This is a genomic window from Actinomycetota bacterium (assembly GCA_040754375.1).
Lineage (GTDB): Bacteria > Actinomycetota > Acidimicrobiia > Acidimicrobiales > AC-14 > JBFMCT01.
The window spans coordinates 44,150-52,262 of sequence record JBFMCT010000022.1 but is presented as its reverse complement, the minus strand read 5'-3'; the positions used below and the strand labels follow the sequence as shown (position 1 = coordinate 52,262).

Below are 8,113 nucleotides of genomic sequence, written 5' to 3'. Positions count from 1 at the left end.
ACCGAGCGCCCGGGCGTGCTCGATATCGGCTTCGATGCGCAAACCCGTCAGGTGCTGGTCGCCGCGACCAGCGGCCAAGTGCTGGTCTGGCGGCTGGGTTGAGCCCCCGCCCCCCCCCCCCCCCCCCCCCCCAGCACCCCCCACCCCCCGGGGGGGGCTCCCCCCCCGCGCCACGGCCGCCCTCGGCGGCTCCGGCGCGGCTCGGGCCGCTCTCAGGCGTGCCAGCCCGAACGGCGCTGGCGGAGCAGGGCGGTGGCCGCCTTGCCGTCGGCCTTCCCCGCGGTGGCGGCCATCACCTTGCCGACGAAGAACCCCGTGAGCTTGTCGTCACCGTTCACATAGCGGGCCCACTCCTGGGGATGGGCGGCCACGGCCGCGTCGACCGCCCCCGCCAGCGTGTCCTCGGCCAGGGCCTCGAAGCCCAGCTCGCGGGCGACCGCCCCCGGGTCGCCCCCGGCGGTGACGACCTGGGCCAGCACCTGCTTGGCCTGGGTGGCCGTTAGGCGCCCGTCCTGTTCCAGCCGCAGGGTGGCCACGAAGGCCTCGGCCACGATGTCGGCCCGGCCCAGGCCCCGGCCCGCCACCTCGTTGGTCGCCCGCACGAGTGCCAGCCGGGCCTCCACGCCGTTGTCGAGGGCGTAGAGGACGAGCTCGTCGAGGTCGGCGGCCACCACCCCAGCGACCAAGCCGGCTGCCGGCCCGGCGGCCTCGGCGGGCCCGACCCCGGCGGCGTGGGCCAGCGCCGCCCGGCGGGCGGCCGGCAGGGCGGGCAAGGCGGCGCGTACGTCGGCCACCCAACCGGCCCCGGGTGCCAGGGGCACGAGGTCGGGCTCGGGGAAGTAGCGGTAATCCTCGGCCTCCTCCTTGGAGCGCAGCGTGGACGTACGGCCCTCGTCCTCGTCCCAGTGGCGGGTCTCTTGCACGACCGTCCCGCCCGCTTCCAGCAGGGCCACCTGGCGGCGAGCCTCGTAGTCGATGGCGCGACCGACCGAGCGCACCGAGTTGAGGTTCTTGATCTCGGCCCGGGTGCCCAACCGGTCGCTGCCCACCGGGCGGACCGACACGTTGGCGTCCACCCGCATCGACCCCTCCTCCATGCGGGCGTCGGACGCCCCCACGGCCACGAGGATGGCCCGCAGCTCGCTCACGTAGGCCCGGGCTTGCTCGGACGAGCGGATGTCGGGGGCGCTCACGATCTCCACCAGGGGCACGCCTGCCCGGTTGTAGTCGACGAGGGCGTAGGTGGCGCCGTGGATGCGCCCGCTCTCGCCCGCGTGGGTGGTCTTGCCCGTGTCCTCCTCCAGGTGGGCCCGCTCGATCCCCACCCGCGACCCGTCGGGCAGGTCGAGGGAGCCGCCGGTGTTGATGGGCTTGTCGTACTGGCTGACCTGGTAGTTCTTGGGGATGTCGGGATAGAAGTAGTTCTTGCGGTGGAAGACCGAGGGCCGCACCTCGCAGTCCAGGGCCAGCCCGATGCGCATGGCCAGCTCCACGGCCTGGCGGTTGAGCACCGGCAGCGAACCGGGCAGGCCCAGGCACACCGGGCACACCAGCGTGTTGGGCTCCTCCCCGAAGCCGTTGCGGCAGCCGCAGAACAGCTTGGTGGCGGTGGCCAGCTCGCAGTGGACCTCGAGGCCCACCACCGTCTCCCAGCCCGGGGGCGGGCCAGCGGGCCCCGCCGGGCCGCTCACGCCAGGCTCGCTTCGAGGGCAGCCGCCACCCGGAACATCACCGTTTCGCCCAGGGCCGGGGCCAGGACCTGGACGCCGACGGGCAACCCGTCGTCGCCGGTGCCGTAGGGCACCGACATGGCTGGGTGCCCGGCCAGGTTGGAGGCGATGGTGGCCACGTCCATCATGTACATGGCCAGCGGGTCGGACACCTTGGCCCCCAGGGGGAAGGCGGTCGTGGGCGACGTGGGCGACAGCAGCACGTCGAAGTCCTCGTAGGCAGCTTCGAAGGCCCGCAGGACGAGGGTTCGCACCCGCTGGGCTTGGGCGTAGTAAGCGTCGTAGTAGCCGGCCGACAGCACGTAGGTGCCCAGCATGATGCGGCGCTTGACCTCGGGCCCGAAGCCCGCGGCCCGGGTGGCGCAGAACATCTCGTCGACGTCGGGCCCGCCCGCCCGCAGGCCGTAGCGGACGCCGTCGTAGCGGGCCAGGTTGGACGACGCCTCGGCCGGGGCGATCAGGTAGTAGGCGGGCAGGCTGTAGGCGACGGCCGGGACCGACGCCCGGCCCACGCTCGCCCCGGCCGCCTCCAGGGCCCGGGCTGCGGCCTCCACCCGGGCCACCACGTCTGGGTTGGCCTCGGCCGTGAGCTCGTCGACGATGCCCACCCGCAGGCCCTCGACTGCGGCCCCGTCTGACCGGGCGGCGTGGCCCACGCCAGCGAAGGGCCGGGCCACCGATGTGGAGTCGGCCGGGTCGTGGCCGGCGATCACATCGAGGACGAGGGCGGCGTCGGCCACGGTGGCGGCCATGGGCCCGATCTGGTCGAGCGAGGAGGCGTAGGCCACCAGCCCGTAGCGGGAGACGAGGCCGTAGGTGGGCTTCACGCCCACGACCCCGCACAGCGAGGCGGGCTGGCGGATGGAGCCGCCGGTGTCCGACCCCAGGGCCACGCTGGCGAACCCGGCGGCCACGGCTGCCGCGCTGCCCCCGCTGGACCCGCCGGGGACCCGGGCCAGGTCGTGAGGGTTGCGGGTGGGCCCGAAGGCCGAGTTCTCGGTCGACGAGCCCATGGCGAACTCGTCGAGGTTGGTCTTGCCCACCACCACGGCCCCGGCCCGGCGCAGGCGGGCGACCACGGTGGCGTCGTAAGGCGGCTCCCAACCGGCCAGCACGTGCGACGAGCAGGTGGTGGCCACCCCCCGGGTGCAGATGTTGTCCTTGACGGCCACGGGCACGCCCGCCAGCGGCCCCACGTCCTCCCCGGCGGCCACCCGCCCGTCGAGGGTGTCGGCCTCGGCCCGGGCCCGCTCGGCCAGGACGAGGTTGAAGGCGTGCACGTCCCCCTCGCGGGCTTCGACGGCCGCCAGGTGCTCCTCGACCACGTCCCGGGCACGGCGGCGGCCGCGGCGGACATCGGCCGCGATTTCGGCGGCGGTCAGGGCTCCACACCCAGGACCGGCGGCACCCGGAAGCGGCCGCTCTCGGCCGACGGGGCCTGGGCCAGCACCTCGTCGCGGTCGACACCGGCCACCACTTCGTCGGCCCGCAGCACGTTCTCCAGGGGCAGGGGGTGGGCCGTGGGCTCGACCCCGGCGGTGTCGAGGGCGGCCACGCCTGCGACGTGCTCCAGTACGGCTTCGAGCTGGCCCGTGAACAGGTCGGCCTCGTCGTCGGTGAGCGGCAGGCGGGCCAGGCGGGCCACGTGCAGCACGTCGTCACGGGAGATGTGGCCGCTCATCGGTGAGCGATCGTAGGCGCCCGGTGGCTGGCCCAGGGTCAGCCGGCAGCCACCCGCAGGGCGAAGGCGACGGTGAGCCGCTCGACCTCGTGGCGGTCGTGGTCCAAGGTGGCCACGTGGTAGCTGCGCTCCAGCCACACCCGCTCGACCGGCCCGCCCACCCGTGCGGCCACGATGTCGCTCGACACGGTGGGGACCACGTGGTCCTCCCGGCTGGTCATTACGAGCACCGGGCAGGTTACGGACCCCAGGCGGGGCAGGAGCTCGTCGAGGCCCTCGCACACCGACAGCAGGGCGGCCAGCGGGAGCTCGGGGTATCCCACCTCCTCGGCTTCGGGGTCGGCTATGTCCCCGGCTATGCCCGGGGCCCGGGGGAAGCCGGCGTCGATGACCCCCCGCAGGGCCTGGCGGAACGACTCGGCGGGCGGGTCTATCAGCGGGTTGAGCAGGGCCAGGCCAGCCACCGGCCGTTCGCACGCCAGCCGGCAGGCGAGGGCGCCGCCCATCGACAGCCCGAACACGACCACGCGGTCGTGCTCGGCGGCCAGCTCGTCGTAGGCCCGCTCGGCGGTGACCAGCCAGTCGGGCCACCGCTTGTCGTCGAGGTCGTCCACGACCGTGCCGTGGCCCGCCAGCATGGGCGCGCCCACCGCGAGCCCGGCACGGGCCAGTGCCGCGGGCACCCCACCCAGCGAATGGGTGGAGCCGGTGAAGCCGTGCAGGGCGAGGGCCGCGCCCCCGCCCTCAGCCAAGGCCGCGGCTGGCCCGGCTGGACATGAGCTGGAACGACAGCATGGCGGCCGTCGTCCCGGCCAGCGCGTAGTCGAGGGGGACGACGGTCACGTCCACCTCGTAGGCCTGGAGCACGGCCAGCACCGCGGCCTGCTCGGCAGGGCCGCCGGCCGTGCCCTCGACCAGCGCCAGGGCCGCGGGCCGGGCGTGCTGGGCGCGGTAGCCGTAAGGCTCGTCGAGCACCCGTCCCCACAGGAACACCTCGCCCACCACCACGGGGCCGGGCTGCACGCACAGGCCGTGCTCTTTGAGGGTGGCCAGGTCGCGGGCCCCCGAGAACCCGCACCAGCACCCAGGGTCGGGGGCGGGGTGGCCACCGCCCAGGCACACGGCGTTCATCGTGCGGGCCGGCAGCCACTCGACATGGCGCTGGGCCACCGACCGCAGCCGGCGCCGGGGGGACATCTGCCAGTAGCGCCACGCCCGCACGGGCGCGGCCTCGGTCAGGGGGGCGTCAGCCGTCGAGGTCCTCCGCCATGCCCTGCATCCGGTTCCACTGGGCGGTCTCGGGGAAGAGCGGGTCGACCCGGCAGGTCGAGTCGGGGCCCTCGGGCACCCACAGGTCCGACGCCGCCTCGTAGCAGGCCAGGTGGAACGACATCATCGTCGGGCACGTCGCCCCCTGGGCCGTCAGCTCGGTCGTGTAGCAGTCGTCTTCGCTCACCGGCTGGGCGCAGACGTCGCAGATGGTGTGGAACCCGAACCCCCCCGACCCCGCGGGAGCCGGCTGGGACGTGCCCGCCGATGTCCCCGCCGATGTCCCCGCAGATGTCTCGGTGCTCATGGGCCACCTCCGCTGGTCCGGACGACCTGCCCATTGTACCCCCGCGCCCCTGCGGGCGTGGCCGGCGCTACCGTTCGAGGCCGTGCCCGACGCCTTCCATTTCCTGTCCGACGAGTGGATCACCGAAGCCCGGCGCATCCGCGACGAACACGTCGGGGAGGGCATCCCCGTGCCCGCCCCGGTCAAGGTGAACCAGCTCATCACCGACTCGCCCTTCGGCGAGGAGCCAGTGAAGGCCCACCTCGACACCAGCTCGGGGGAGCTGGTCATGGAGCTCGACCACGTCGAGGCGGCCGACGTGACCATCACCTTGGAGTACGAGACGGCCAAGGCCATCTTCGTCGACGGCACCGCCCAAGCCGGGATGGCGGCCTTCATGGCCGGCAAGATCAAGGTCGAGGGCGACCTGGCCAAGCTCATCGCCGCCTTCCAGCAGATCAACCCCACCGCCTTCGAGGCCTCGCACGTCCAGCGCCGCATCAAGCAGATAACCCTCGTGGAGGCCGAGCCACCGGCGGGCGAGGAGCCCACGGCCGTCGACGACCAGGGCGGGGCCGGCGAGGATGTGGGTGGCGATGGGGGCGAGCCCGAGGACCGTCAGGCCAGGTAGATGTTCACGGCCGTGTCGCGGTTGACGCGGGCGCCCGAGGCCGGGACGGTGAGCAGCACCCGGCCCCCGCCGGGCCCGTAGGTCTGGCCCAGCTTGAGGTCGACGGCTTCGAGAGCGGCCCGGGCCTCGGCCGCCGTCTTGCCGCTCAGGTTGGGCACGGTGGGCTGGCCCAGAGAGACGACGATCACGATGGTGGCGCCCCTCTCGGCCTTGTGGCCGACAGCCGGGCGGGTGCCGATGACCCGGTCTCGGGCCACCTCGTTGTCGTAGCGCTCGTCGCGGGCCGCCACCAGGCCTGAGTCGGTGATGATCTTGGCCGCCTGCTCGTAGGTGCGGCCGGCCACGTCGGGGATCTCCCGGGGCTCGGGGCCGTCCGAGACCAGGAGGTCGACCGAGTCACCCCGGCGGGTGCCGGCCCCCTTGGGCTCCCAGTCGATCACGTTGCCCTTGGCCACCGTCTCGCTGAAGCGGGTCGCGACCTCGCCCTCGACCAGGCCCCGCTGGCCCAGGGCGGCCACTGCCTCGGCCCTGCTCATACCGGCCAGGTCGGGCACGTCGGCCGGCTGGCGGCCCAGGGACACCACCAGGGTGACGGGCTGGCCCTCCTTCATCCTGGTGCCGGCGACGGGGTTCTGGGAGACGACCCGGCCTTCGGCCTCGTCGTCGAAGTACTGGGGGTTGACGATGACCTGGAAGTTGAGCCGCTCCAGCTCGCCCCGGGCGTCCTCGGCACCCCACTGGGCCAGGGCCGGGACCTCGTGGGTCGGAGTCTGGGCCTGGACGAAGGCGAAGGCCCCTACGGCCGAGCACACCAGGGCCAGCACGACCGTGAGGGTCACCCGTAGCCCGCGGCGTCTGCGCCTGCCCGCCTTGGACGGTTTCACCGCCGGGGTCGCCGCCGGGGCCGGGGCCGGGGCTGGGGCCGGAGCCGGGTTGCTGGTGGCGGCCGCGGCCCGGACCTCGGGGGGAACGACCAGGTCGGGCACCGTCGGGGCCGTGGCCGAGGGGACGGGGGCGGGAAGCGCAGGGGGCGCCGACGGGCCCATGTCTGTCGGGTCGGGGTCGTGGACGGGTTCGATGTCGTCGAACACCGCCGGCCCGGCCAACGGCAGGGCGGCGGGGGTGGGCAGCTTCGAGGCCAGGGCGTGCAAGGCGGCCCCGAAGGCCATGGCGTCGGGACGGGCGGCCGGGTCGGGCTGGCCCGCCTTGGCCAGGACGGGGACCAGCGGGCCCAGCCCCTCGGGCACGTCGAGGGGGCGCTCCAGCCGGCCCAGGATGGTGCCCACCGTGGTGTCGGCTGCGAACGGCACCCGCCCGGTGACCGACTCCACCAGCAGGACAGCCAGCGCGTAGATGTCGGCCTTGCCGTCGAGGGGCGTGCCCCGCACCTGCTCGGGGGCGGCGTAGCGGGCCGTGCCCAGAAGGGCCCCGGTGGGCTCGGTCCAGGCCGCCTCGGCCAGGGCCCGGGCCAGTCCGAAGTCGGCGATGCGCAGCCGTCCCTCGTCGTCGAAGAGCAAGTTGGCAGGCTTGATGTCGCGGTGGACCAGCCCCCGGCGGTGGGCGTAGTCGAGGCCCCGGGCGGCCTCCAGACCGACGAGCAGGGCCTGGGACGGGCTCAGCCGGTGGCCTCGGTCGAGCATGGCCCGCAGGCTCCCGCCGCCGAGGAACTCGGTGACGATGAACGGCCCGTCCTCCTCCTCGCCCCAGTCGAAGACGGCCAGGATGTGGGGGTGGCTGAGGGCGGCCGCGGCCCGGGCCTCGGCCCGGAACCGGCGCAGGAAGGCGGCGTCGCCGGCCAGGGCCGGGTGCAGCACCTTGACGGCCACGCGCCGGCCCAGGCGGACGTCGTCGGCCAGGAACACGTGCGCCGACGCTCCGGTGCCGATGGCGGCCGAGATGCGGTACCGGCCACTGAGCACGCGGCCGATGTGGTCCGCGATGCGCGTGGATGCCACGCCAGGAGGGTACCGTGCCACGGACGGCGCCAGCGAGCATCCCCGCTGGTCACTACGCCGGTGGGTTGGGCCATGATGGCGGCGCCATGAACCGCGACATGCGCCGCCGGCTGATCATGGGGGCCCTCGCCTCCCTGGCCGTCGGGGGCATCGTGTTCGCCTTCTCGGCCCCGACCCGCACCGACAACGTGGGCCGGCCCGTGGCCGTAGAGGGGGTCACACCCCAGGGCGGCAACCTCGATCTCCGCCAGGTGACGATCTCGGCCGACCTGGCCCCCGGCTACACCGGCTACCTGACCCTCAACGGCGTGGAGATCCCGGCCGACGACCTGCGCTTCGAGCTGGCCCTCAACTCAATCACCCTCGTACCCGGCCCCGACAGCGACTACCGCCAGCTCCAGCCCGGTTCCCACTGCGCGGGCGTCGTCTACTGGTTGATCGGCCAACCCTCCACCACGTCCCAGAACTACCGCTGGTGCTTCCGCCTCCACTAGTGCCTCCTGATGAGGCACTAGATCGGCGGGCCGGTGGGTGACGGCCCGGTAACCGGGCCTCGGGCAG

Annotated in this window: 9 protein-coding genes; 2 read left to right on the top strand and 7 right to left on the bottom strand. The window is 74.2% G+C overall.

Annotated elements, in window-relative coordinates; all coding sequences use genetic code 11:
* Positions 1-212: 212 nt before the first annotated feature.
* From gatB to AB1673_10735, 6 genes are read right to left on the bottom strand one after another with little or no spacing between them, the layout of a single operon-like run.
* Positions 213-1,691: an Asp-tRNA(Asn)/Glu-tRNA(Gln) amidotransferase subunit GatB gene (gatB, locus tag AB1673_10760; protein ID MEW6154453.1), complete on the bottom strand. Its 1,479-nt coding sequence runs from the start codon at positions 1,689-1,691 to the stop codon at positions 213-215.
* Positions 1,688-3,055, bottom strand: coding sequence for an Asp-tRNA(Asn)/Glu-tRNA(Gln) amidotransferase subunit GatA (gene gatA, locus AB1673_10755; protein ID MEW6154452.1), 1,368 nt, complete (start codon positions 3,053-3,055; stop codon positions 1,688-1,690). The genes gatB and gatA overlap by 4 nt, the downstream gene beginning before the upstream one ends.
* Positions 3,056-3,108: 53 nt before the next feature.
* Positions 3,109-3,411 carry an Asp-tRNA(Asn)/Glu-tRNA(Gln) amidotransferase subunit GatC gene (gene gatC / locus AB1673_10750; protein ID MEW6154451.1) on the bottom strand — a complete coding sequence of 101 codons (303 nt, stop codon included), beginning with the start codon at positions 3,409-3,411 and terminating at the stop codon, positions 3,109-3,111.
* Positions 3,412-3,449: 38 nt separating this feature from the next.
* A complete protein-coding gene (locus tag AB1673_10745; protein MEW6154450.1) occupies positions 3,450-4,163 on the bottom strand; it encodes an alpha/beta fold hydrolase in 714 nt (237 codons plus the stop codon).
* Positions 4,156-4,632: a hypothetical protein gene (locus tag AB1673_10740; GenBank protein ID MEW6154449.1), complete on the bottom strand. Its 477-nt coding sequence runs from the start codon at positions 4,630-4,632 to the stop codon at positions 4,156-4,158. The genes AB1673_10745 and AB1673_10740 overlap by 8 nt, the downstream gene beginning before the upstream one ends.
* A 25-nt stretch (positions 4,633-4,657) precedes the next feature.
* Complete coding sequence (locus tag AB1673_10735; protein MEW6154448.1) at positions 4,658-4,987, bottom strand: hypothetical protein; 330 nt, start codon at positions 4,985-4,987, stop codon at positions 4,658-4,660.
* 82 nt (positions 4,988-5,069) lie between these two features.
* Here AB1673_10735 and AB1673_10730 point away from each other — a divergent pair, with 82 nt between their 5' ends.
* On the top strand, positions 5,070-5,597 hold the full coding sequence (locus AB1673_10730) for an SCP2 sterol-binding domain-containing protein (protein MEW6154447.1): 528 nt from the start codon (positions 5,070-5,072) through the stop codon (positions 5,595-5,597).
* Here the strand turns inward: AB1673_10730 and AB1673_10725 are convergent.
* Entirely contained in the window at positions 5,585-7,552 is a 1,968-nt protein-coding gene (locus AB1673_10725) for a PASTA domain-containing protein (GenBank protein MEW6154446.1), read from the bottom strand. The two genes, AB1673_10730 and AB1673_10725, sit on opposite strands and share 13 nt — an antisense overlap.
* A gap of 86 nt (positions 7,553-7,638) precedes the next feature.
* Here AB1673_10725 and AB1673_10720 point away from each other — a divergent pair, with 86 nt between their 5' ends.
* Positions 7,639-8,046 (top strand): hypothetical protein, encoded by a 408-nt coding sequence (locus tag AB1673_10720; GenBank protein ID MEW6154445.1) that lies wholly within the window; start codon positions 7,639-7,641, stop codon positions 8,044-8,046.
* Positions 8,047-8,113 lie beyond the last annotated feature (67 nt).

Excerpts from the sequence above, each read along its gene's own strand:
- gatC (MEW6154451.1), bottom strand. The coding sequence starts at position 3,411 with ATGAGCGGCCACATCTCCCGTGACGACGTGCTGCACGTGGCCCGCCTG.
- AB1673_10720 (MEW6154445.1), top strand. The coding sequence starts at position 7,639 with ATGAACCGCGACATGCGCCGCCGGCTGATCATGGGGGCCCTCGCCTCC.
- AB1673_10735 (MEW6154448.1), bottom strand. The coding sequence starts at position 4,987 with ATGAGCACCGAGACATCTGCGGGGACATCGGCGGGGACATCGGCGGGC.